Genomic DNA, 19,644 nt, shown 5'->3' with positions numbered 1-19,644 from the left:
AGGGTCGCTGGGACGCTGCGGGACGGCATAGGTGCGCTGTCCGAGGCGCCGGAAGGTCAGCCGGGGACGGGGCTCGAGGCTCCCGGGACGACGGGCGCGGACCGGAAGGCGCGCGGCGCCGACCCGTGCTCACGCTTGAAGGCGGCGCTGAAGGCGAACGCGTTGGCATAGCCCACGGCGTGTGCGACCTGCTCGACGCTGAGGCTGCCCGTGCGCAGCAGGTCGGCGGCGCGGGCCAGCCGCCAGTGGGTGAGGTAGGCCATCGGCGACTGGCCGACGAGCTCGGTGAACCGGCGCGAGAGGGTCGCGCGCGACACGTGGACGTGGGCGGCGAGGACGTCGAGGGTCCAGGGCTGCCCCGGCTCGTCGTGCAGCGCCGCGAGCGCGCGGCCGACGAGCGGGTCGGACCCGGCCCGCCACCAGGAGGGCGCCGAGTCCTCGGCGCGCGAGAACCACTGGCGGACGGCCCCGATGAGCACGAGGTCGACGAGGCGGTCGAGCACGACGTCCTGGCCGGGGAGGTCGCGCTGCACCTCACGGGCGAGCAGCCCCGAGAGGGTCGGGTCGGCCTCGTCGGCACGGACGACTGCCACGTCGGGCAGGGCGTCGAGCAACCGGCCCGTCACCTGGCTCGCGAGCTCCCACGACGCCGTGAGGAAGGTCGTGTCTCCCGGCTCGTCACCCGCGTTGCCCCACGTGCGTGTGCCGAGCCCGAGCGACACGGCCAGGTGCTCGCCCGTCAGGGACCGGCAGACGTTGCCGGGCTCGATGACGACGCCGGGCTCGGTCGCGACGTCGTCGGCGAAGACCCACGGGTGGGTGCCCTTGACGAGCGCGAGGTCGCCGGTGCCGAGGGCGATCGCCTCGCCCCGCTGGGGCAGGAGCTCAGCCGTCCCCGCCACCATGACGACGAGCCCGAGGGCGGCCTCGTCCTCGATCCGCAGAGCCCACGGCGCACGCATCTCGCACCGCAGCAGCGAGGCGCCGCGGGCCCGGTGGCCGTCCATGACGGCGCTGAGGGTGTCCATCGCCACACGGTACGCCGATGAGACGATCGCTGAGGTTGATGAGCCGAAAGGACATTCATCTGCTCACCCCGGCGCAGTGTCATGGAGGCATGGACACGACTCTCATGCGCACCGTCACCCTCGCGACCGCCCTCGGCACCGGCGTGCTCGGGGGCGTCTTCGTCGGCTTCTCGACCTTCGTCATGCCTGGCCTCGACCGGTTGGCGGCGAGCGACGCCGTGCGCGCCATGCAGGCCATCAACGTCACGGCGCCACGCGGCCTCGCCGTGCCCCTCGTCGTCTCGGGTCTCGGGTCGCTCGCCGTCGGCGGCTGGGCGTTCGCCCGCTCGAGCGGCAGCGCTCGGGCCCTGCTCGTGGCCGGGGCGCTCACCGGCGTCGTCGCCCTCGGGGTCACCGCGGCCTACCACGTGCCGCGCAACGACGCGCTGGGCCGGGTGGACGCCGGCTCCGCCGCCGCGGCGGCGGCCTGGCAGGGGTATGCGCCGGGCTGGGTCGCGATGAACCACGTGCGGGCCGCGCTGTCGCTGGCCTCCGCGGGGCTCCTCGTGGCCGGTGCCGTCCGGGCGGGCTGACGCTCAGCGGGCGCCGACGACCATCCAGTCGTCACGGCGGGCCCGCCAACCGAGCAGGACGCCGCGGATGACCATGAACCCGGTGAAGGCGAGCCAGAGCACGACGACGTCCCGGGTCGCGGAGCCGCTGGACCCCGCGGCGCGCACCGCGAGGATGAGCGGCAGGTAGGCGACGAACGTGACGACCATGCCCCACGCGAGCCACCGGCCGTCGCCCGCACCGATGAGCACGCCGTCGAGGACGAAGACGTAGCCCGCGACCGCCTGCCCGAGCCCGACGACGACGAGGGCCGCACCGAGCGCCTGCTGGACGGCCGGGTCCGGGGTGAAGAGCGGCGGCACGACCGAGTGGAGCCCGGCGATGACGAGCCCGAGGGCCAGCCCACCCCACACCCCCCAGCGGATCATCGTGCCCATGGCCTCCCGAACCGCCGTCCGGTCGCCGGCGCCGAGGGCGCGACCGGTGATGGCCTGCGCCGCGATCGCGAGGGCGTCGAGCGCGAAGGCGAGGAACGACCAGACCGTCATCGCCACCTGATGGGCCGCGAGGGTCACGTCGCCGAGCGAGGCCGCGACCCACGTCGTGACGATGAGGATCGCGCGCAGGGCGACGGTGCGCACGAGCAGGGGTATGCCGGTCCGCGCGGCTGCGAGGACGCGCGCCGGGTGCGGGCGCAGCCGGGCCTGCCGGGCCCGGGCCTTGACGAGCAGCACGGTGACGAGCGCGAGGCCCATGCCGGTCTGGGCGATGACGGTGCCCCACGCGGATCCGGCGATGCCCCAGTGCAACCCGTAGACGAAGACGAGGTTGAGCACGATGTTGGCGCCGAAGCCCACGACCGAGGCGACGAGGGGCGTGGTCGTGTCCTGGAGGCCACGCAGCACTCCCGTGACCGCCAGGATGACGAGCATCGCGGGGATGCCGAGGGCGGAGATGCGCAGATAGGTCGTCGCCTGCTCGATGACGGCGGGGGAGGCGCCGAAGGCAGCGCTGATCGGTCTGGCCCACACAGCCACCGCGGCGGCCGTGACGGCGCCGAGGCCGAGGGCCAGCCAGAAGCCGTCGAGGCCGGCGCTCACCGCGGAGCGCTCGTCGCCGGCGCCGAGGTGGCGCGCGACGACGCTCGTCGTGCCGTAGGCGAGGAAGACGAAGATGCCGGCTGCCGTCACGAGGGACGCGCTCGCGACCCCGAGCCCGGCGAGCTCGGCGGTGCCGAGGTGGCCGATGATCGCCGAGTCGGCGAGGAGGAAGAGCGGCTCGGCGATGAGCGCGAGGAAGGCCGGGACCGCCAGGCGGACGATCTCGCGGCGGTGGTTCGTGGGCAGGGGGGCGGTGTTGCTCACGACGGCCTCACGACAGCGGTCCGAGGTGCTTGAGCGCCTCGCGTCGCGACAGGCCGGACAGGTCGGGGTGGGCGGCGACGAACGAGCGCACCCACTGCGGGTCGACGCGGGCATGGTCGCGCAGCGCCCAGCCGATCGCCTTGCGGCTGAAGAAGTCCGGGTCGTCGATGTTGGGCCCGACGACGTCGGTGAGCAACGACTGGTCGAGTCGGTCACGCGCGCCGACCTGGCAGATGATCGCCGCTCGGCGCACCCACAGCGAGTCCGATCCGGCCCAGTCGCGCATCCGTAGCCCCTCGACCGTCGGGTGGGCGAGCACCGTGTCGCGGACGAGGTGGGTCGCGATGTCGTCCCACCACGCACCGGCCCGGATCAGGCTCTCCCACAAGGGCATCGCGTCGCTGTCGACCCACGCGCGGTAGGGGCGGTGACGCGCGAAGGCGATGGCGGCATACCACTGCTCCCGGTGGGTGGCACCGTCCCACAGGGCCCGGATCGTCGCCTCCCACTGCTCCCGTGACTCCATGGCGAGGCCGGGGTCGCGGAGCAGGGGAGCGAGGGCCGCCTTGAGCTGCGGGGACGTGAGGCCGACGTACGGCATCGCCGACTTCATGTAGCGCTGCTGGCCGGCTGCCCGCTCCGGGTCGGCCCGGGCGACGAGAGCGGCCCGCACCTCCGACACGAGGTCGGGGTGCGGGCCGATCGACATGTGCCAACCGTAGTCGGCGCCGCGGACGGGACCGTCAGCCGTCGAGCACCACGACGTCGAGAGCGGGGTCGGCGAGGACCTCGTCCGCCCGCTGCACCGTCCCCTGTCCGTGTGGATCGTCGCCGAAGCGTCCGTCTCTGCCTTGACGAGGGGGTGTGCCGGACGTTTGGGTCGCGCTCGCCGTCAGGCCGGCCGCACGGCCCGGCCGAGGTAGCCGAAGACCCACGGCCTCATGACCTTCGGCATCGGCGCGTAGGCCCGCTCGATGTCCTCGATGAAGAGACCCGCCTGCTCGACGAGACGGTCGATCGGGCGGGTCAGGTGGCACCCGTCGAAGACCCGCTTCTGCACGGGCTCGATGAGGCGCTGCCACCGCTGCACGCCCTCCTCCGGCGCGATGCCGTGCTCGAGGAAGTGGAGGGCGCCGCCCGGGCGCAGGACCCGCCGGACCTCGGCCAGCGCGCGGTCGACATCGGGGATGGTGCACAGCGTGAAGGTCGACAGGACGGCGTCGGCGCTCGAGTCCGGCAGGCTCAGCCACTGGCCGTCGAGGTCGCCGCGGTCGATGGGGATCGGGCTGCGTGCGCGGCGCTGGGCCCCCAGCTCCCACGCGACGTCGGACGGCTCGACGGCGACGATGCGCGTCACGGCAGCGGGGTAGAGACCGACGTTGAGACCGCTGCCGAAGCCCAGCTCGACGACCTCCCCACGGAGCCCCTCGCAAGCCCGGGCCCGGAGGGCGCGGATCCTCTCGTCCTCGCCGCCGGCCGCGACGAGCCGCGGAGTGACCTGGGTCGCCCAGATGCCCATGCGGCCACCTTAGGGCGGGACTCAGCCGGCGCGCAGGGTGATGACCGGGATCTCCGGCGGCGCGAGGACCCGGACTGGGGGACCCCAGGCGCCGGCGCCGCGGCTCGTCAGGACCGGCACGTCGCCGACCGCACCGAGGCCGTCGACGACCGGCTGCTGGAGCAGGACGGCATACCGGAAGGGCCACAGCTGGCCGCCGTGGGTGTGGCCGGAGAGCTGGAGGTCGACGCCCTTGCCCTGACCCGACTCGGCGGCCTTGGGCTGGTGCGCGGCGAGCATCGTGAAGGTGTCAGCGGGGACGCCGGCGAGCGCGTCGTCGATGTTGGGGGAGTCGGGTCCGCGGCCGGTCTCGTCGTGGATGCCGGCCATCCGGATGGTCGCGGATCCCCTTGTCAGCGTGACGTTCTCGTTGCGCAGGACGTCGATGCCGAGGGTCTCCCAGTGGTCCATCCACGCATCGGCCTCCTGCGAGATGAACTCGTGGTTGCCGCTGACGGCGAAGACCCCGAGCGGGGCCTCGAGGTCGGCGAGCGGAGCGAGTGCGTCGGACACCTGGCTCACCTTGCCGTCGATGAGGTCGCCGCCCAGCACGACGACGTCGGGGTGCTGCGCGTTGACCTGGTCGACGACGCGGCGGGTGAAGCCCGCGTCACGGATCGGGCCGACGTGCAGGTCGGTGACGAGCGCGACGCGCAGGCCGTCGAGCTCGGCCGGGAGGTCGGCGTCGGTGACCGTGACCGTCGAGACCGTGGGCTCCGACGCCTCGTGGAGGCTGGAGCCGGGGATGTGGCGTCACGAGCTTGCGAGTTCCGGCACATCACTCCGGAAGGCCGTCGTGCCGAGTGCCGCGACGACGACCAGCGGCGTGCCCCCGCGCAGGATCGACCGGCGCGCGTCCGGGCGGTGGGCGAGTCTCGTTGCGAGAGCAAGGATCCCGAGGACGAGCGCACCGAGCAGGAGGTACCACGCGAACGCGAGCCAGGTCATGCCCACCCAGGCGAGCCACCGGGTGCCGCGCGGGTCGATGACGCCGCTCTGGACGGCGAAGGCGCAGAGGGTCGCGGCCCAACCGAGCGTCAGCACGACGGCGATGCCGCGTCGGGCGGCCGTGGGCCAGCCGGGTGCGACGGCGAGGCGACGGTGGAGGATGAGGGTGAGCAGCGCGAGGAGCGCCGCGACGGCAGCGACGAAGAACGACAAGGAGGTCAGCCGGCGCGGGTCAGGCGGGGGTGCCGAAGCGGACGGCGTTGCGCTCGCGCGCCTTCTGGCGCTCCATCTCGCGGTCCTTGGGCGGCGCGGTCGTCGTCAGGTGCTCGAGGAGGTGGGCCGTCGCGTGGGCGATCGCCTCGACCGCCTCGTCGAACGCGGCCTGGTTGGCCTGGCTGGGCTTGGTGCTCCCGCTGACCTTGCGGACGTACTGCAGCGCGGCGGCACGGACCTCGTCGCTCGTCGCGGCGGGCTCGAAGTTGTGAAGCTGTCGGATGTTGCGGCACATGCCTCGACTGTATGTCGCGGCACCCACGCAGGGCCCCTCCAGACCGCCTCGTTCGAGGTGATGGCGCTACCCACCTCCGTGTCAGCATCACCTCGATCGGCCGGAGGGCCGGTGAACTTTTCTCGACGAAGGGGTTGCCACATCGAGAGTTAGTAAACTTTACTAACTCTCGTGACCACCGCACTGCCGCGAGCCCGCCGCGTCTCCCCCCGCACCGCCGTACTGCCTGCGCACGGCCGGCGGCACAACCTCTCGCTCGTGCTGCAGATGCTCTACTCCGTCGGCGCGATGAGCCGGGCCGACCTCGCTCGTCGCCTCGGGATGAGCAAGGTGACCGTCTCCGACCTCGTCTCCGAGCTCATGGACAGCGGCCACGCCGTCGAGCTCGGCCCGTCCGAGGTCGTGCGTCCCGGCAAGCCGGGCACGCTCGTCGACGTCAACCGCACCGGCCTGCAGGCCATCGGCGTCGACCTCGCCGCCCACGAGGTGCTCCGCGCCGCGGTGCTCGACCTCGACGGCAACATCCTCGTCCGCGCCGAGCGCCCGATCGGCGACGACTCCGGCCAGGCCGTCGTCGACACGGTGCTCGACCTCGTCCACGAGGTCATCGGCGCCGCCACCGCGCCCCTGCTCGGCATCGGCGTCGGCACCCCCGGCATCGTCGGCCCGGGCGGCGTCGTCGACACCGCCCCCAACCTCGGCTGGACCGACGTGCCGCTGCGCGACATCGTCGCCGACGCGACCGGCCTGCCCGTCTTCGTCGTCAACGACGCCGACGCGGCGGTCCACGCCGACTACACCCTCGGCGACGGCGGCGACGACCTCGTCCTCGTCAAGATCGGCCGCGGTGTCGGTGGCGGGCTCATCGTCGGCGGCCAGCGGGTGCGCGGTGCGCACTTCGCGTCCGGCGAGATCGGCCACGTCACCGTCGGCACCGACGGCGGCGCGACGTGCCGCTGCGGCAAGGTCGGCTGCCTCGAGACGTGGATCTCGGCCCCCAACCTCGAGAAGGCGCTGGCCGCGGCCCCGGGCGATGACCCGCAGGAGCCGCTGCGCGAGGCCGGCGAACGGCTCGGCATCGCCCTCGCCCCCGTCGTCGCGGCCCTCGACCTGTCGGAGGTCGTGCTCAGCGGTCCCGAGCACCTGCTCGGCGGGGTCCTGCGGGACGCCGTCGAGGAGACCCTCCGGGCCCGCCTCCTCGCCCGCACGACGACCGACCTCACGGTGCGCCTCGCGCACCGCTCCGACGACATCGTCCTGCGCGGCGCCGCCGTCCTCGTGCTCTGGGACCAGCTCGGCGTCGCCTGACGCCGCGGTCCACCCCGACCCGGCCCGGCGGCATACGCCATCGGTCCCCGACACCGCACCCCGACACCGCACCCCGACACCGCACCTCCCCTCGAACTCCCCTCCACAGGGACACCCCTCCACTCGCGTCCAGCGAACAACCGGTCCGCACCGCGGCCCTTCGAAAGGAAGACAAGGAATGAAGAAGACCCTGGGTCTGGCCGTGGCCACGACCACCGCGGCGCTCGTCCTCACCGCGTGCGGTGGGGGTGCCACCGGCTCGACCACCGACCCCACCGCGGGCGCGTCGGGCAATGCCGGCAAGACGATCACCCTCTGGCTCGCCGGCACCGACACCCCGAAGGAGCTGCGCACCTACCTGCAGGACACCTTCAAGAGCAAGACCGGCGCCACCCTCAAGATCGAGGAGCAGAGCTGGGGCGACCTCGTCACGAAGCTGACGACGTCGCTGCCCGACCCGAAGAACACCCCCGACGTCACCGAGATCGGCAACACGCAGAGCCCGACCTTCACCAACGTCGGTGCCTTCAGTGACGTCTCCGACCTCTACCCGGAGCTCGGCGGCAGCAAGCTGCTGCAGTCGTTCGTCGACGTCGGCAGCGTCGACGGCAAGCAGTACGCGCTGCCCTACTACTTCGGCTCGCGCTACATGTTCGCGCGCAAGGACCTCTGGAAGGAGGCCGGTGTCGCCGCGCCGAAGACCCTCGACGAGTTCAACGCCGCCGTCAAGACGATCACCGCCAAGAACCCCCGCACCATCAAGAACTTCTCCGGCTTCTTCCTCGGCGGCCAGGACTGGCGCAACGGCATCTCGTGGATCTTCGCCAACGGCGGCGAGCTCGCGAAGCAGGAGAACGGCCAGTGGGTCTCGACGCTCGCGGACCCCAACACGGTCAAGGGTCTGACCCAGCTGCAGGATCTCTACAGGAACGCGTCCAAGGCCCCGGCCGATGCCAAGGACCAGACCCCGTGGCTCTACGTCAACGACGCCGACGAGATCCTCGACGAGTCCGGGAACGTCACCGGCAAGACGTCGCTCGCCGCCGCGACGATCATGGCTCCCGGCTGGGCGCACTGGTCGATCGGCGACCTCAAGGACAAGGACGGCAAGAAGGTCCGCGAGTGGAACGACGCGAAGTTCAGCGCCTTCGTGCTCCCGGGCAACGACGGCAAGGCCGCCCCGGTCTTCGCCGGTGGCTCGAACATCGCTATCTCCAAGGCCAGCCAGAACCAGGCCCTGTCCAAGGAGCTGCTCAAGATCATCTTCTCCGCGGACTACCAGAAGAAGCTCGGCGGTGCCGGTCTCGGTCCGGCCAACACCGACTACGTCAGCTCCCTCGGTGACGACCAGTTCGCCAAGGCCCTCATCGACTCCGCGACGAACTCCAAGCTGACGCCGGCGGCCCCGGGCTGGGCCACCGTCGAGTCGAAGATGGTCATGGAGGAGTTCTTCTCCAAGATCCGGGACGCCTCGGACCTCACGGCCCTGGCCCAGGAGTACGACGCGAAGATCACGCCGCTGCTCAACCTCAAGTGACCTGACCCTCGCGTGACACCACGTCCGGCGGTCGGGAGATCCCTCCACCCCGACCGCCGGCCGTCAGGTTCGAAAGGCCCGCCCATGACCTCCACGGCGACCGCTCCCCCCGAGACCGCCCCCGCGCCGGAGCCCACGGCTCCCGCCCGCCCCGCCCGACGGCATACGCCCGCGTGGCTCGTGCTTCCCTCGCTCGTCCTGCTCGTCGCCGCGCTCGGCTACCCCGTCGGGTGGCAGGTCGTCACGAGCTTCCAGCACTTCGGGATGATGCAGCAGTTCGGCCAGCCGCCCGAGTGGGTGGGCCTCGCGAACTACGCGTCCCTCGTGACCGACCCGGAGCTCTGGGTCATCGTCGGGCGCTCCATCGCCTTCTGCCTCGTGTGCGCCCTGTCGACGGTGGCGGTCGGCCTCGGCCTCGCCCTGCTCATGGGCGCGGTCAGCCGCGCCGGCCGCCTCGTGCTCCAGGTCGCACTGCTGCTCGCCTGGGCCATGCCCGTCGTCGCCTCGATGACGGTGTGGACGTGGATCGTCAACTGGCGCAACGGCCTGCTCAACTGGGCGCTCGAGCGCGTCGGCGTCGACGCCCAGGGCCACAACTGGCTCGTCGAGCCGCTCTCGTTCCTCGTCGTCGCAGCCGTCATCGTCGTCTGGATGAGCGTGCCCTTCGTCGCCCTGTCGATCTACGCCGGCCTGACCCAGCTCTCCCCGGAGGTGCTCGAGGCGGCCGAGATCGACGGTGCCGGCGGCTGGAAACGCCTGCGGCACATCATCCTTCCCCTCGTGGCGCCGGTCATCTCGATCGTCCTGCTGCTCCAACTCATCTGGGACCTGAGGGTCTTCACGCAGATCAAGCTGCTCCAGGACGCCGGTGGCGTGGCCAACGAGACCCACCTGCTCGGCACGTACATCTACCAGCTCGGCACGGGCGCCGGGGACTTCGGGATGGCCAGCGCGGTCTCCATCCTCATGCTCCTGCTCACCGTCGCCGTCAGCTGGTACTACGTCCGCTCGCTCATGAAGGAGGAGTCGTGACCCGCATCCTCGGCCCCGTCAGCTCCCGTCACTCGACCCGTGGCTCGAGGAGGCGCTCGGTCCTCACCGTCGTCGCGGTCCTCCTCGCCCTCGTCTGGGCGTTCCCCGTCTACTGGATGATCAACTCGGCCTTCCTCGACAAGGTGACGCTCCAGTCGAGCACGCCGACCTTCCTGCCCTTCGGCGGGTCGTTCGACAACTTCGCCACGGTCTTCGGCGACGCGGGATTCGTTCGCGCCCTGGGGATCTCGCTCGCCGTCACCCTCGTCACCGTGGCTGCCGCGATCGTCATCGCCTTCCTCGGGGCCCTCGCGATCAGCCGCTTCCGCTTCCGGGGCCGGCGCTCGTTCATCCTCGCCCTGCTGCTCATCCAGATGCTTCCGGCAGAGGGCCTCTTCATCGCGCAGTACAAGATGATGAGCTCGGTCGGGCTGCTCAACAACGTGCTCGGGCTCGCGCTGCTCTACACCGCTGCCGTCGTGCCGTTCACCGTGTGGATGCTCCGCGGCTTCGTCGCGGGCGTGCCGGTCGAGCTCGAGGAGGCGGCCATGGTCGACGGGCTCTCACGCACCAAGGCCTTCCTGCGGATCACGTTCCCGCTGCTGGCTCCCGGGCTCGTCGCGTCGGGCGTCTACGCGTTCCTCCAGGCGTGGAACGAGTTCACCGTGGCCCTGGTCGTCATGACCGAGGAGCAGTCGCGCACCCTGCCACTGTGGCTGCGTGGTTTCGTCCAGGCGAGCGCGACCCGCGAGACCGACTGGGGCCAGGTCATGGCCGCGTCGACCGTCGTCGCCGTGCCGGTCATCATCTTCTTCCTCGTCGTCCAGGGGCGCATGAGCAACGGCCTCGTCGGCGGGGCGGTGAAGGGCTGAGATGAACACCTCACGAGAGGCGCTGCGGCGCCTCACCGTCGGCACGCTCATGCCCGGATTCGTCGGCACCACCGTCCCTGCCTGGATCGAGCGGGAGTATGCCGCCGGGCTGGCCTCCGTCTGTCTCTACGGCGCGAACGTCGTGGACCCCGACCAGCTGGCCCAGCTGTGTGGGTCGCTGCGGTCGGTGGCGCCGGACGTCATCGTCGCCGTCGACGAGGAGGGCGGTGACGTGACGCGGCTGCACTACCCGACGGGGTCGACGCAGCCCGGCAACGCGTTGCTCGGTCGCCTCGACGACACCGCGCTGACGCGGGACTCCGCCGCGGCCATCGGACGCGAGCTCGCGGCATACGGCATCAACCTCGACCTCGCGCCCGTCGTCGACGTCAACTCCGCCGACGAGAACCCCGTCATCGGGGTCCGCAGCTTCGGCGCCGAGGCGGCCCACGTCGCGCGGCACTCGGCCGCCTACGTCGACGGTGTGCAGTCGGTCGGGGTCGCCGCGTGCGCCAAGCACTTCCCGGGCCACGGCGACACCGTGACGGACTCACACCACGCGCTGCCGCGGGTGCATGCCGAGGCGCACGTGCTCGACGCGCGCGAGCTCGAGCCGTTCCGTGCGGCGATCGAGGCGCGGGTCGCGTGCATCATGACCTCGCACGTCGTCGTCAGCGCCATCGACGCCGAACGTCCGGCGACCTTCTCGCCCGTCGTCCTCGGCGACGTGCTCCGCGACCGGCTCGGCTTCGAGGGGGTCATCGTCTCCGACGCCCTCGACATGGCCGGGGCCTCGGCCGAGACGGGCATCCCCGAGGCCGCGGTGCGCGCCCTCGTCGCGGGGTGCGACCTGCTCTGTGTCGGGTCCGAGACGACGGAGGACTGCTACCTCGCCGTCGTCGAGGCGGTCGTGCGGGCGGCGGAGTCAGGTCGGCTGCCTCTCGAGCGACTCGAGGAGGCGGCGGCGCGGGTCGTCCTGCTGTCCCAGGGCTTCGCGGCCGGCGGCCCGGGTGCGCACGGCAGAACCGCCGACGTGGTGGAACCCGGCTGGTCCAACGGCGCGCTCGTCGGCGGCTTCGAGGTCGGGGACGCGGTGCGCACGTGGCTCGACGCCCCGGGTGAGGCCGTCATCGTGCAGGTGGCCTCCGACCCGAACCTCGCCGTCGGGCGGGTCGCCTGGGGGCCGACGGCGGCCGGGCTGACGACACCCGAGGGCGACGTGCCCGAGGGTGCCAGGGTCGCCGTGGCCGGCCGCGGGCTCGCCGCGGGGCACCCGCTCTGGGAGGTCGCCGATCGCCTTCGCACGCAGGGGCATCCGACGATCGTCGTCGACTGCGGCTGGCCTCGCGGCGGCGCGGACCTCGTGACCTTCGGGGGCTCCGTCGTCGTCGCCCAGGCCCTCGGCCACTACCTCGGGGTGCCGGCGCGATGACGGCCGAGCCGCGGCTCGGGATCGACATCGGCGGGACGAAGACGGCTGTGGTCCTCGTGGCCGACGGCTCGGTGCGGGCGATGCGCTCGGCACCGTCCGGACGCGGCGCGTCAGGGGTCGTCGACGTTGCCGTGCGCCTCGCCCGGGAGGTCCTCGCCGCCGAGGCTCGGGGTGTCGGGGCCGCCGGGGGTGCCGGGACCGCCGGGGGTGCCGCGGACGTCGTGTCGGTGGGCGCGTGCATGCCCGGGCTCGTCGACCCCGTGAGCGGGGTCGCCCGGCACGCCGTCAACCTCGGGGTCGAGTCGCTCGACCTCGCCGGTGAGCTGTCCGTACGCCTCGGCGTGCCGGTCGCGGTCGAGAACGACGTCAAGGCCGCCGCCCTCGGCGCCTGGCGGCTGCGCGCGCCATGGGCCGAGGGGTCGACGGCTGCCGACATCGGTCCTGGTGGTCCTGGTGGTCCTGGTGGTCCCGCCGGCCCCGGTGGTCTGGCACTCGCGTACCTCAACCTCGGGACGGGGCTCGCCTCGGCCGTGGTGCGCGGCGGCGTCGTGGTCCGCGGGATCGACGGGGCGGCAGGCGAGATCGGGCACCTGCCCGTCGGTGGGGACGCCCCGTGCACGTGTGGCCAGGTCGGCTGCCTCGAGACCGTGGCCTCGGGCTCGGCGCTCGCCCGTCTCTGGCCGGTGGCCGGGCGTCGGGCGACGAACCCGTTCGCGGCCGCCGCTGCCGGCGACGCCCTCGCGGCCGCCGCCGTCGACGTGCTCTGCACGGGGGTGGGGCTGGCGGTCCAGCTGCTCGCCCTCGCGTCCGGGGCCGAACGCGTCGTCGTGGGTGGCGGCCTGGCCGGGCTGGGGGCCCCGCTCCTCGGCGGGATCCGCGCTGACCTCGAACGGCGCGCACGCAGCTCTCGGATGATCGACGCCCTCGGCCTGCCCGACCGCGTCGAGCTGTTGCCGGCCGACGTGCCCGTGGCGGCCCTCGGCGCCGCGTGGCTGTCCGCACCGGACCTCCCCGGCGCCCCGCGGCTGGCCTCCGTCGGCTCCCCGGACGGGCTCAACGGCGTCACCGTGCCCGGTGAGAGGGTGGGGTGATGGAGGTCCTCGTCCTGCCCACGCCCGCCGACGTCGCCCGCCGGGCGGCCGAGGTCGTCATCGACGGCCTCGGGGCCGCACACCGCGACGAGCCAGTCCTCGGGCTCGCGACCGGGTCGTCGCCCCTGGGGCTCTACGCGGAGCTCGCGCGGGCCGTGGCGACCGGTCGTCTCGACCTGCGCGGCGCCCGTGGCTTTGCGCTCGACGAGTACGTCGGCCTGCCCGCCGGTCACCCCCAGTCGTACCGCGAGGTGCTACTCCGCGAGGTCTGCGGGCCGCTGGGGCTGTCGCCCGACCGGCTCCACGTGCCCGACGGCTCCGGCCACGACGAGGACGAGCTCGTCGCCGGGGCCTCGGAGTACGAGCGACTCATCCGTGACGCGGGTGGGGTCGACGTGCAGATCCTCGGCATCGGTGCCAACGGTCACCTCGGCTTCAACGAGCCCGGCTCGGCACTCTCGTCGCGAACGCGCGTCAAGCGGCTGTCCGACCGCACGCGCCACGACAACGCACGCTTCTTCGACGGGATCACGGACGTGCCGACCCACTGCGTCACCCAGGGTCTCGGCACCGTCCTCGACGCGCGACGTCTCGTGCTCGTCGCCTCCGGACCCGGCAAGGCCGCGGCCGTCGCGGCCGCGCTCGAGGGTCCGCTGTCGGCCTCGTGCCCGGCCTCGGTGCTCCAGTGGCACGCCGACGCGACCGCGCTGCTCGACGAGGCTGCCGCCTCGATGCTGCGCAACCGGGACTACTACGACGCCTCGGCCGCCGGGCTCTGAGCGTGCCCGCGCGACCGCGGCGGACGGCATACCCCATGGTCGGGCGTGTCGCGACGGGCTGTGGACAACGCACAGGGGTGAGGAACTTGTTCTCCACAGCCCGTGGACAGCCATTTGTGCAGGTCACCGAGCACGACGTGATGTGACCGGCGCCACATGCCCACAGTTGTTCACACACGTTGTCCACACCTGTTGACGGCGTGTCGGGGGTGTCCGTCCACCGGTTGTCCACAGGGGGACGAGGTCGAGGGGCGGCTGAGGTTGTTGTCCGTGGATCCCCGCACCTACGGTGGGGCGGGTGCTCCTCGGGAAGGGCGCGCGACGGGCTGGGTAGGTCTCGTCGGCGCCGTCCTGCCCGGCGCTGTCAGCGCCACGCTGTCTACTGGTGTGGACCGGGTTGCACCGATGTCATTCATTACTCAGGGGAAGGGGAGCACGTGTCGCTCGCTGAGCTGAGCACGAGCGCGTTCGCGTCGTCGTCGACCCGTGACGGAGGCCCCCCGGACGACCGTCTCCCGCCGCAGGACGTCGGGGCCGAGCAGTCCGTCCTCGGCGGCATGCTCCTGTCCAAGGACGCGATCGCCGACTGCGTCGAGCAGCTCAAGGGCACCGACTTCTACCGTCCCGCCCACGAGCTCATCTACGACGCCGTCCTCGACCTCTACGGTCGCGGCGAGCCCGCCGACGCCATCACCGTCAGCGACGAGCTGACCAAGCGCGGCGACCTCGGGCGCGTCGGCGGCCAGGCCTACCTCCACCAGCTCATCGCCTCGGTGCCCACCGCGGCCAACGCCGGCTACTACGCCCAGATCGTCGCCGAGCGCGCCGTGCTGCGCCGCCTCGTCGAGGCCGGCACCCGCATCGTCCAGCTCGGCTACGCCCAGGGTGGTGGCGACGTCGAGGACATCGTCAACGCGGCGCAGGCGGAGGTCTACGCCGTGGCCGACAAGCGCGGCGGCGAGGACTACCACGCCATCGGCGACATCATCGAGGCCACGGTCGACGAGATCGAGGTCGCGTCGGGCCGTTCCGGTGAGATGACCGGTGTGCCAACGGGATTCACCGACTTCGACGCCCTCACCAACGGCCTGCACCCCGGCCAGATGATCGTCATCGCCGCCCGACCGGCGATGGGCAAGGCGCTCGCCCTCGACACGCCGCTCCCGACACCCGCCGGGTGGACGACGATGGGCGAGGTCGCCGTCGGTGACTTCGTCATCGGTTCGGACGGCCGTCCCACTCGCGTCGTGGCGGCCACCGAGGCCATGGACGACCGCCCCTGCTACGAGGTGGAGTTCTCGGACGGCTCGGTGTTGGTCGCCGACGAGCAGCACCAGTGGTTGACGCACTCGCGCGCCGAGCGGCGTGGCAAGGGTGTGGGGTCGGTGCGCACCACCGGAGAGATTGCGCTCTCTGTGCGCACGACCACGGTCGAGGCGAGGCTCAACCACTCCATCGCGAACGCGGGCGCCCTTCAGCTCGAGAGCCGGTCGCTGCCTGTCCCGCCCTATGTACTCGGTGCCTGGCTCGGAGACGGCACGAGTGCCGGGGCTTCGATCACCACGGCGGACCCCGAGCTGGTGATGCGACTCGAGGCCGAGGGTCTCGTCGTCAAGCCCCTTGGGGCCCGGATGCGCTACTCCTTGTCCCTGCCCGACGAGCCCGTCGCCGCCCGGACGTGTGTCGTCTGCGGCGAAGAGTTCGTCCCGCGGACTTCTCAGGTCAAGACCTGCGGAAGGTCGTGTGGAGGTCGCGCGAAGGGTCTCGGTGCCAGTGCCCACCCCTCGTGCCCCGACTGCGGCCGGCCCTCATCCGGTCTCCGCAGGTGCCAGGTCTGTCGCGACGAGCACGGAACGGTGACCGCGTTGCTGCGCGGTCTCGGCGTCCTGGGCGACAAGCACGTCCCGCAGGCGTACCTGCGCGCCAGCGAGGCCCAGCGTCGCGATCTGCTGGCCGGTCTGCTCGACACCGACGGCACCGTGACCAATGCCGGCTGTGTGCAGTTCACCGTGACGAACCGCGTCCTGGCCGAGGGCGTTCGTGAGCTCGTCGTCAGCCTGGGCTACCGGTGCACCATCGCGACGCGCGCGGTCAAGGGCCGCTCGGTCGAGTCGTCCACGGCCTACGACGTCAACTTCACGTGTGACGACGACGTGTTCTGGCTTCCTCGGAAGGCGCTCCTGCACAAGGAGCTTCGACGCAAGACGCTCACCCGCCGGTCATCGCGGTTCATCACCGACGTGCGTCGCATCGCGTCGGTCCCGGTTCGTTGCATCGAGGTGGCGGCGGATGACCACCTGTACCTCGCCGGCGAGTCGATGATCCCGACGCACAACTCGACCATCGGTCTCGACATCGTCCGGTCGGCCGCGATCAAGCACAAGATGGCCGCCGTCGTCTTCTCGCTCGAGATGAGCCGCACCGAGATCACCATGCGTCTGCTCTCGGCCGAGGCCGGCATCCAGCTGCAGCACATGCGCAAGGGCACGATGCGCGAGGAGGACTGGACCCGCCTCGCCTCCACCATGGGCCGTGTCTCCGATGCGCCGCTCTTCATCGACGACTCGCCCAACATGTCGCTCATGGAGATCCGCGCCAAGTGCCGCCGGCTCAAGCAGCGCGAGAACCTCAAGCTCGTCGTCATCGACTACCTCCAGCTCATGAGCTCGGGCAAGCGCGTCGAGTCGCGCCAGCAGGAGGTCTCGGAGTTCTCCCGTGCCCTCAAGCTGCTCGCCAAGGAGCTCGAGGTGCCGGTCATCGCGATCTCGCAGCTGAACCGTGGTCCCGAGCAGCGCACCGACAAGAAGCCCGCGATGAGCGATCTTCGCGAGTCGGGATCGATCGAGCAGGATGCCGACATGGTGATCCTGCTCCACCGAGAGGCCGCCTACGAGAAGGACTCTCCGCGAGAGGGCGAGGCCGACCTCATCGTGGCCAAGCACCGAAACGGCCCCACCGACACGATCGTCGTCGCGTTCCAGGGCCACTTCAGCCGCTTCACCAACATGGCCAACAACTTCTGAGACGCCTCCCGAGGTGGCACGACGAACGCCGGCCCGACTGACGTCGGACCGGCGTTCGATCGTGGTGGCAGCAGCGGCGGGCGCCGAGGCGGTCGCCGGCTCAGGTGTAGAAGGTCTGCTTCTGCGAGTAGAGCCAGGTGCCGGCGGAGCTCTCCCAACGCAGCTGCATGTCGTACAACGCGTCCTCACGGATGCTCAGGTTGCCGGTGCAGTACCACCCGGCCCCACCCGAGTTCGACGCGGAACGGATGGCGCGGTCGGGCTCGGACAGCCCGTAGTGGGAGCCGATCGCCACCTGTCCCCACGCGCCCGAGCCGCCGTAGACGATGACGCAGAGGTTGTCGGTCAGGTCATCCCACGTCGCCTTGACCACGACGGTGCCGTCGGCCTTCTTGAGCACCATCGTCTTGTCGTTGGCGGAAGCCGCACCACTGCTTCCCATGACGATCGCGGCCATCGCGGCCGTGGCCGCGACGCCGCGGGCAAGCGTTCGATTTCGCATGTCCCATCCCCTGGTTCAGGGCCGACGCCCTTGGTCGGCCGCGCTCAAGGCTCACACAGGTGGGTGGGGCCGACAACCGGAGACGCCCGCACCCTCAACGGAATCGGCGTGGCGAGCCCCGCGGGGGCGCCTCTAGGGTGAGCGCATGGCGACGGTCAGGCAGGTCCAGGTCACGTTCGACTGTGCGGATCCCGAGCGCGTGGCTCGCTTCTGGTGCGAGGTGCTCGGCTACGAGGTGCCGCCACCGCCCGAGGGTTTCGCCTCGTGGGACGAGTTCGACCGGTCGCTGCCGTCGGAGCGTCAGGGTTCGGCGTTCGCCTGCTCCGACCCGACGGGGGTGGGTCCGCGCCTGTTCTTCCAGCGCGTCCCCGAGGGCAAGGTCGTCAAGAACCGGGTCCACCTCGACGTCCGGGTCGGCACGGGGCTCGTCGGTGACGAGCGCCTGGCGGCCCTCGAGTCCGAGTGCGCACGGCTCGTCGCCCTCGGAGCCACCCGGGGGACGCTGCTGCGCGCCGACGGCTTCAACGAGTCGTGCCAGGTGATGCAGGACGTCGAGGGCAACGAGTTCTGCCTGGACTGAGCGCGACACGGCCACCCTGCCCGTCCACACGAACGGCGGGTGGCCGGATCGACGCCAGCTCTCAGTCGTCGGCCAGGGCGGCGAAGGTCTGCTTGGTCCCGGTGTACCAGGCCATCGACTTCTTCGGGTGCCGCCACCGGGCCTTCATCGCCTGACGGGCCTCATCGTGGGTGGCGTCGCCCAACTTTTCCGCCTCCTTGAGGTGGCGGTCCTGGGCCTTGATGATCTCGTCGGCGGTGCCGGCCTGGTGGGCGAGGTCGCACGGTCCGCCGAGGTCTCGGCAGGTCATCGTCTTCATGGTCGTCTCCTTCTCGCGGGGGTGTCTCGCTCTACTGACGAGCGGGACGCGGCAGATGTGACAGTCCGCGATCGCTCAGCGCGCCGGCTCCATCCGCCGGATGTCGGTCCACCCGGTCCACCCGCGCTCCTCGAGCAGCTCGAGCAGCCGGGCGGCGCAGGCGAACGACTCGAGGAACGCCGCGTCGAGCAGGGCGATGAGGTCGTCGCTCACGGGGTGCACGTCCTCGATGCCCTCGGCCTCGGCGGACGCCGCCTCGATGAAGGCGGCCACCCGGTCGGCGAGCGCGGGCAGCCGGGGGTCGTCAGGGGCGCAGTCGACGAGGTCGCCGATGTCGAGGTAGAGCCGGCGCAGCACCTCGTGCTCGATCTGGCTCTGCTTGATCTCCATGAAGGCCGCGACCTCGTCGGGCATCTGCGCCGCGATGAGGATCCAGCTGTCGCGCTCGACCTCGATGAGCCGCTCGGGGAAGCCGAGCTCGCGCATCCGGTCGACGTAGGCGACGACCTCGGGCGGCAGGGCCAGGCTGTCTCCGGCCGCGAGCTTGGCGATGCGCTCACGATGCCGCTGCAGCTCGCGGATCTCGGTGCGCAGGCGGCGGTCGATCTGCTCGACCGCCGCTGCGAACTCCTCGTCGCCGGCGTCGAGGAGCTCGTGGACGCGGGACAGGGGGACCCCGGCGTCGGCGAGGGTGCGGATCCGGACGAGCTGGACCACCGCCGCCGCGTCGTAGCGCCGGTAGCCCGAGTGGTCGCGCTCGGGCTCGGGCAGCAAACCCTTGGCGTGGTAGTGCCGGACGGTGCGCACGGTGACGCCGGCGTACGCCGCGAGCTGGCTGATGGTCAGCATGGCCCTATTCTGCGACCTTCGAGGTGACCTTCGACGCGACCGCGCGGTTCAGCTCGGACCGCCACGTGTCGGCATACGTCGTGACGCCGCTCAGGCGCTCGTCGCAGAAGGCGGCGACGTCGCGGCCGGTGACGTCGAGGACGCGCCGCCCCTCGCGAGCACTGGTCTCGAAGAGCTCGAGGACGTCGCGCAGGACCGCGACGACGTCCATGCCGTCGCCCGAGGTGAAGCGCCACATGTACGACTTCATCTCGCCGTAGACGACCCGGTAGTCGTGGGGCAACGCGTGCGCCCGCGCCTCCATGGCCTTCCACTCCTTCTTGTCGCCGATGATCTTGCTCAGCAGGTTGTTCATGAGGGTCTCCTTCACGAGGTGGATGGCG

General features: G+C 71.7%; 21 protein-coding genes. 10 read left to right on the top strand and 11 right to left on the bottom strand.

What is annotated here, in order from left to right; genetic code table 11:
* Positions 1-56: 56 nt before the first annotated feature.
* Positions 57-1,028, bottom strand: coding sequence for an AraC family transcriptional regulator (locus ASH01_RS18865; RefSeq protein ID WP_056779597.1), 972 nt, complete (start codon positions 1,026-1,028; stop codon positions 57-59).
* An 89-nt stretch (positions 1,029-1,117) separates the two neighbouring features.
* Between ASH01_RS18865 and ASH01_RS18860 the strand changes: the two genes are divergently transcribed.
* Positions 1,118-1,600, top strand: coding sequence for an anthrone oxygenase family protein (locus ASH01_RS18860; protein ID WP_056779595.1), 483 nt, complete (start codon positions 1,118-1,120; stop codon positions 1,598-1,600).
* A 3-nt stretch (positions 1,601-1,603) separates the two neighbouring features.
* Here the strand turns inward: ASH01_RS18860 and ASH01_RS18855 are convergent, their stop codons facing one another.
* From ASH01_RS18855 to ASH01_RS18835, 6 genes are all read right to left on the bottom strand, one after another.
* Positions 1,604-2,944, bottom strand: coding sequence for an MATE family efflux transporter (locus ASH01_RS18855; RefSeq protein WP_056779592.1), 1,341 nt, complete (start codon positions 2,942-2,944; stop codon positions 1,604-1,606).
* A 7-nt stretch (positions 2,945-2,951) separates the two neighbouring features.
* Entirely contained in the window at positions 2,952-3,653 is a 702-nt protein-coding gene (locus ASH01_RS18850) for a DNA alkylation repair protein (RefSeq protein ID WP_056779589.1), read from the bottom strand.
* Positions 3,654-3,836: 183 nt separating this feature from the next.
* Entirely contained in the window at positions 3,837-4,463 is a 627-nt protein-coding gene (locus ASH01_RS18845; protein ID WP_056779586.1) for a class I SAM-dependent methyltransferase, read from the bottom strand.
* Between the two features lie 21 nt (positions 4,464-4,484).
* On the bottom strand, positions 4,485-5,159 hold the full coding sequence (locus tag ASH01_RS23760; protein ID WP_268807412.1) for a metallophosphoesterase: 675 nt from the start codon (positions 5,157-5,159) through the stop codon (positions 4,485-4,487).
* Positions 5,160-5,255: 96 nt separating this feature from the next.
* Positions 5,256-5,663, bottom strand: a complete 408-nt coding sequence (locus ASH01_RS23755) for a hypothetical protein (protein ID WP_235508544.1) — start codon at positions 5,661-5,663, stop codon at positions 5,256-5,258.
* A gap of 19 nt (positions 5,664-5,682) precedes the next feature.
* Positions 5,683-5,958 carry a DUF2277 domain-containing protein gene (locus ASH01_RS18835; protein ID WP_056779582.1) on the bottom strand — a complete coding sequence of 92 codons (276 nt, stop codon included), beginning with the start codon at positions 5,956-5,958 and terminating at the stop codon, positions 5,683-5,685.
* A 171-nt stretch (positions 5,959-6,129) separates the two neighbouring features.
* Between ASH01_RS18835 and ASH01_RS18830 the strand changes: the two genes are divergently transcribed.
* From ASH01_RS18830 to dnaB, 8 genes are all read left to right on the top strand, one after another.
* Positions 6,130-7,266 (top strand): ROK family transcriptional regulator, encoded by a 1,137-nt coding sequence (locus tag ASH01_RS18830; RefSeq protein ID WP_200961823.1) that lies wholly within the window; start codon positions 6,130-6,132, stop codon positions 7,264-7,266.
* Between the two features lie 178 nt (positions 7,267-7,444).
* The gene (locus ASH01_RS18825) at positions 7,445-8,803 is read left to right on the top strand and encodes an extracellular solute-binding protein (RefSeq protein WP_056779579.1); all 1,359 of its coding nucleotides are present in this window, start codon (positions 7,445-7,447) and stop codon (positions 8,801-8,803) included.
* Positions 8,804-8,887: 84 nt separating this feature from the next.
* Positions 8,888-9,835 (top strand): carbohydrate ABC transporter permease, encoded by a 948-nt coding sequence (locus ASH01_RS18820; protein ID WP_056779576.1) that lies wholly within the window; start codon positions 8,888-8,890, stop codon positions 9,833-9,835.
* Positions 9,832-10,707 (top strand): carbohydrate ABC transporter permease, encoded by an 876-nt coding sequence (locus ASH01_RS18815; RefSeq protein WP_056779573.1) that lies wholly within the window; start codon positions 9,832-9,834, stop codon positions 10,705-10,707. Before ASH01_RS18820 ends, ASH01_RS18815 begins: the two co-directional genes overlap by 4 nt.
* Position 10,708: 1 nt before the next feature.
* Complete coding sequence (gene nagZ, locus ASH01_RS18810; RefSeq protein WP_056779569.1) at positions 10,709-12,139, top strand: beta-N-acetylhexosaminidase; 1,431 nt, start codon at positions 10,709-10,711, stop codon at positions 12,137-12,139.
* Complete coding sequence (locus tag ASH01_RS18805; RefSeq protein ID WP_056779565.1) at positions 12,136-13,230, top strand: ROK family protein; 1,095 nt, start codon at positions 12,136-12,138, stop codon at positions 13,228-13,230. Before nagZ ends, ASH01_RS18805 begins: the two co-directional genes overlap by 4 nt.
* Complete coding sequence (locus tag ASH01_RS18800) at positions 13,230-14,009, top strand: glucosamine-6-phosphate deaminase (protein ID WP_056779563.1); 780 nt, start codon at positions 13,230-13,232, stop codon at positions 14,007-14,009. Before ASH01_RS18805 ends, ASH01_RS18800 begins: the two co-directional genes overlap by 1 nt.
* Before the next feature lie 437 nt (positions 14,010-14,446).
* Positions 14,447-17,032, top strand: a complete 2,586-nt coding sequence (gene dnaB, locus ASH01_RS18795; protein WP_200961822.1) for a replicative DNA helicase — start codon at positions 14,447-14,449, stop codon at positions 17,030-17,032.
* 100 nt (positions 17,033-17,132) lie between these two features.
* On the opposite strand, the gene ASH01_RS18790 is transcribed toward dnaB, so the two are convergent.
* On the bottom strand, positions 17,133-17,534 hold the full coding sequence (locus ASH01_RS18790; protein ID WP_156415664.1) for a hypothetical protein: 402 nt from the start codon (positions 17,532-17,534) through the stop codon (positions 17,133-17,135).
* A 145-nt stretch (positions 17,535-17,679) separates the two neighbouring features.
* On the opposite strand from ASH01_RS18790, the gene ASH01_RS18785 reads away from it, so the two are divergent.
* Positions 17,680-18,114 (top strand): VOC family protein, encoded by a 435-nt coding sequence (locus ASH01_RS18785; protein ID WP_056779556.1) that lies wholly within the window; start codon positions 17,680-17,682, stop codon positions 18,112-18,114.
* A gap of 61 nt (positions 18,115-18,175) precedes the next feature.
* On the opposite strand, the gene ASH01_RS18780 is transcribed toward ASH01_RS18785, so the two are convergent.
* The 3 genes from ASH01_RS18780 to ASH01_RS18770 form a co-directional block, all read right to left on the bottom strand.
* Positions 18,176-18,412, bottom strand: coding sequence for a DUF1059 domain-containing protein (locus ASH01_RS18780; RefSeq protein ID WP_056779553.1), 237 nt, complete (start codon positions 18,410-18,412; stop codon positions 18,176-18,178).
* 75 nt (positions 18,413-18,487) lie between these two features.
* A complete protein-coding gene (locus tag ASH01_RS18775) occupies positions 18,488-19,261 on the bottom strand; it encodes a MerR family transcriptional regulator (protein WP_056779550.1) in 774 nt (257 codons plus the stop codon).
* A 4-nt stretch (positions 19,262-19,265) separates the two neighbouring features.
* A complete protein-coding gene (locus ASH01_RS18770; protein WP_056779547.1) occupies positions 19,266-19,616 on the bottom strand; it encodes a DUF1048 domain-containing protein in 351 nt (116 codons plus the stop codon).
* Positions 19,617-19,644 lie beyond the last annotated feature (28 nt).

The organism is Terrabacter sp. Soil811, from assembly GCF_001429655.1.
GTDB lineage: Bacteria > Actinomycetota > Actinomycetes > Actinomycetales > Dermatophilaceae > Terrabacter.
This window is presented reverse-complemented; position numbering and strand designations above follow the sequence as displayed.

Excerpts from the sequence above, each read along its gene's own strand:
- ASH01_RS18845 (WP_056779586.1), bottom strand. The coding sequence starts at position 4,463 with ATGGGCATCTGGGCGACCCAGGTCACTCCGCGGCTCGTCGCGGCCGGC.
- ASH01_RS18805 (WP_056779565.1), top strand. The coding sequence starts at position 12,136 with ATGACGGCCGAGCCGCGGCTCGGGATCGACATCGGCGGGACGAAGACG.
- ASH01_RS18825 (WP_056779579.1), top strand. The coding sequence starts at position 7,445 with ATGAAGAAGACCCTGGGTCTGGCCGTGGCCACGACCACCGCGGCGCTC.
- ASH01_RS18775 (WP_056779550.1), bottom strand. The coding sequence starts at position 19,261 with ATGCTGACCATCAGCCAGCTCGCGGCGTACGCCGGCGTCACCGTGCGC.
- ASH01_RS18820 (WP_056779576.1), top strand. The coding sequence starts at position 8,888 with ATGACCTCCACGGCGACCGCTCCCCCCGAGACCGCCCCCGCGCCGGAG.
- ASH01_RS18780 (WP_056779553.1), bottom strand. The coding sequence starts at position 18,412 with ATGAAGACGATGACCTGCCGAGACCTCGGCGGACCGTGCGACCTCGCC.
- ASH01_RS18770 (WP_056779547.1), bottom strand. The coding sequence starts at position 19,616 with ATGAACAACCTGCTGAGCAAGATCATCGGCGACAAGAAGGAGTGGAAG.
- ASH01_RS18860 (WP_056779595.1), top strand. The coding sequence starts at position 1,118 with ATGGACACGACTCTCATGCGCACCGTCACCCTCGCGACCGCCCTCGGC.
- ASH01_RS18785 (WP_056779556.1), top strand. The coding sequence starts at position 17,680 with ATGGCGACGGTCAGGCAGGTCCAGGTCACGTTCGACTGTGCGGATCCC.
- ASH01_RS18835 (WP_056779582.1), bottom strand. The coding sequence starts at position 5,958 with ATGTGCCGCAACATCCGACAGCTTCACAACTTCGAGCCCGCCGCGACG.
- ASH01_RS18850 (WP_056779589.1), bottom strand. The coding sequence starts at position 3,653 with ATGTCGATCGGCCCGCACCCCGACCTCGTGTCGGAGGTGCGGGCCGCT.
- ASH01_RS18865 (WP_056779597.1), bottom strand. The coding sequence starts at position 1,028 with ATGGACACCCTCAGCGCCGTCATGGACGGCCACCGGGCCCGCGGCGCC.
- ASH01_RS18800 (WP_056779563.1), top strand. The coding sequence starts at position 13,230 with ATGGAGGTCCTCGTCCTGCCCACGCCCGCCGACGTCGCCCGCCGGGCG.
- ASH01_RS18790 (WP_156415664.1), bottom strand. The coding sequence starts at position 17,534 with ATGCGAAATCGAACGCTTGCCCGCGGCGTCGCGGCCACGGCCGCGATG.
- nagZ (WP_056779569.1), top strand. The coding sequence starts at position 10,709 with ATGAACACCTCACGAGAGGCGCTGCGGCGCCTCACCGTCGGCACGCTC.